Origin of the sequence: Lunatimonas lonarensis (assembly GCF_000390185.1) — a bacterium.
Lineage (GTDB): Bacteria > Bacteroidota > Bacteroidia > Cytophagales > Cyclobacteriaceae > Lunatimonas > Lunatimonas lonarensis.
Genome location: NZ_AQHR01000106.1, coordinates 1 through 1,313 on the forward strand (window position 1 = coordinate 1; position 1,313 = coordinate 1,313).

Genomic DNA, 1,313 nt, shown 5'->3' on the forward strand with positions numbered 1-1,313 from the left:
TATAATACTCCCCATTTGTTGGACCAAAAGTTACAGGTACTAAGTTAATATATTTATTTGTTAATAAGTCTTTAGTTGTCCTGTTATTCAAGGGTACCCTTGAATAACAGGACAACTAAAATATTGGTTATGCCGCTTTCCGGATTTTCCCGTATCTCTCCCCGGGCGTTTCCCGGGTGGTGTGGTGTATCTTGGTGTCATAGTAATCCATGTACCATTTCACCCCTTTCCACAGCTCAAAGCCATCCTCGCTTGGGTTCAGGTAAACGTAGTCATATTTGATGGAACGCCAGAACCGCTCGATGTATATGTTGTCCAACGCCCTTCCTTTGCCGTCCATGGAGACCCTGACCCCGAGACCTTCAAGGTAATTGATCCAGAGACCAGAGGTGTACTGGCTCCCCTGGTCGGAATTGACTATCTCAGGCTTGCCGTGGGCTGTTATCGCCTCTTCGAGCACCTCCCTGCACCATTTTCCATCCTGGCTATTGGAGATGCCCCAAGAGAGAATCTTCCTGCTGTACACATCCATGACTGCCGTAAGGTACATGAAACCTTTCCGCATGGGAATGTAGGTGATGTCGGTCACCCATACCTGGTTGGGACGTTCTATCTCCAGGTTTCTGAGCAGATAGGGCCTGATATATTCCCTCAGTCCCGATCTGGTGAGGTTCTTCCTCCGGTAAAGGGTCTCCCTGCCCATCAGCCTGAAGAGCCTCCGGATGCGTTTGGGACCGACAGCAAAGCCCAGTCCCGTCAACAGGTAAACCATGGATACAACCCCTTCTGTGGGGTGGTCGGTAAGGTGTCTGTCCATTATGCCCATCAGCTCCAGGTTGAGCTCGCCTTCCCCCTTCGGTTTGTAGTAAAGACTGCTACGGGGGACTTCCAGTATTTTGCACTGACGTCTAACAGACAGCGACCTGTAATCGGGCGAAACCAGGCCACTCCGTGCTTTCATATCCCCAGTTTCTTGCAACTTTTTTTTAAAAAGTCATTCTCCACCTTCAGCTTACCTATCTCCGCATAGAGCCCATCCATCACCGGATCATCATCCGTTTTCCTGGACTGCCCTTTGTCAAATACCGAGGACATGTTCTCCAAAAATTCCCCTTTCCACTTGGAAATGACCACAGGGCTGACATCGAATTTAGTGGACAGTTCGGCCAACGTATACTGCCCCTTGACCGCTTCAAGTGCCACTTTGGCCTTGAATTCAGATGAAAATTTACGTCTTGTTTGCTTGCTCATAAGGTTAAATTTAAACGTTTTTTTTAACTTAACCTCTGGTACCATTTTAGGGGAGTATTATA

General features: G+C 48.1%; 2 protein-coding genes. Both read right to left on the reverse strand.

The genetic code is table 11. The features are described from left to right. Positions 1–127: 127 nt before the first annotated feature. Positions 128–961, reverse strand: coding sequence for an IS3 family transposase (locus tag ADIS_RS18270; protein ID WP_051113352.1), 834 nt, complete (start codon positions 959–961; stop codon positions 128–130). After that, positions 958–1,251: a transposase gene (locus ADIS_RS18275; RefSeq protein ID WP_035806907.1), complete on the reverse strand. Its 294-nt coding sequence runs from the start codon at positions 1,249–1,251 to the stop codon at positions 958–960. Before ADIS_RS18275 ends, ADIS_RS18270 begins: the two co-directional genes overlap by 4 nt. Positions 1,252–1,313: the final 62 nt, after the last annotated feature.

Bases quoted from the DNA above. Each gene is read 5' to 3' on its own strand.
- ADIS_RS18270 (WP_051113352.1), bottom strand. From the start codon at position 961: ATGAAAGCACGGAGTGGCCTGGTTTCGCCCGATTACAGGTCGCTGTCT.
- ADIS_RS18275 (WP_035806907.1), bottom strand. From the start codon at position 1,251: ATGAGCAAGCAAACAAGACGTAAATTTTCATCTGAATTCAAGGCCAAA.